The sequence below is a fragment of the Cupriavidus phytohabitans genome, from assembly GCF_000426345.1.
Classification (GTDB): Bacteria; Pseudomonadota; Gammaproteobacteria; order Burkholderiales; family Burkholderiaceae; genus Cupriavidus.
In genome coordinates, this window is the sequence record NZ_AUFE01000251.1 from 1 (window position 1) to 1155 (window position 1155).

Annotated in this window: 1 protein-coding gene; it reads left to right on the top strand. The window is 52.4% G+C overall.

Annotated features, from left to right (window positions below; genetic code table 11):
- Positions 1 to 222 precede the first annotated feature (222 nt).
- Positions 223 to 948: an IclR family transcriptional regulator gene (locus tag K309_RS41420; RefSeq protein WP_084402729.1), complete on the top strand. Its 726-nt coding sequence runs from the start codon at positions 223 to 225 to the stop codon at positions 946 to 948.
- Positions 949 to 1155: the final 207 nt, after the last annotated feature.

Genomic DNA, 1155 nt, shown 5'->3' on the forward strand with positions numbered 1-1155 from the left:
AGGCAAATATCGTCCTGAATTGGCCTTCTTCTCTCACATTACGAAAACCAAGGTCGCGCTTACCTGCATAGCTGCTCCCCGACCCCATTGATCAGCGGTTCCCTAAAAAAGAGCGTCATTTTGTTGACACGGCAAGGATTTCCGCATGTAATGACGACAATTTGATTCAGTTTAAGGTACCGCCTTTACGAGGTCAACAGCTGCATCTCTCTTTATCCAACGATGCCACGCAAGCCACAAAACACATCAATTTATGACGAAAATTCGGCGCCCGGAGGTGCCTCAAGTGTGGACCGCGCTTTGTCCTTGCTTGACGTGTTCACACCACAATCTGCTTCGCTCTCACTGACTGAGATAGCGAAACAGACAAGGCTTTATAAAAGCACCGTACTGAGGTTGCTAGCCTCCTTGCAACACAAGGGCTATGTTCAACGTAGAACAGATGGGACCTACTGCCTCGGCCCACAAATCGCGCGTCTTTATGCAATCTACGCGTCGTCATTTTCGCTCGAAGAGATCGTTATGCCGGCGCTGCGTGAACTCACAGAACAAACCAAGGAGAGCGCTGCATTTTATGTACGACAAAAGGAGTTCCGTCTCTGCCTCTATCGAGTTGACTCCCCACAGCTGGTTCGCGATCACATACGGGCGGGTGAGATCCTCCCTATTGATCGCGGCGCTGGCGGCCGCGTACTGCTGGCCTATTCCGGTGAGCAAGGGGAAATCTACGATCGGATTCGTAAAGATGGCATTGCTATGCTAGTCGGAGATCGCGTATCGGAGCTCAGCGGCATATCAGCTCCTGTTTTCAATGCTGCAAGAGAACTCGCTGGCGCCGTCACACTTACAATGCCCACGTCTCGCTATTCGGAAACCTTTGCGAAACCTGTACGCGATGTGGCAATGAGTATCTCATCGAGATTGGGCGTCACCGGCTTGAACGAATGATGGCGCTGAGTCCTCACATTCTTTTTTGAGAAAATGCACTGGCGTGCGAAGCAGCCTGTGACCTCTGAGTGTAGCCGATCAGCCGCTTCGACACGGAACCTCACCATCACCCATGGAACTGGGCGGTTTCAAGAGCGAAGTGCCACACCCTGCGGGTTATTGAACAGGGAGCCGGTCAGTTGGGTTGGCCAGGACCTGAGCGAGGAC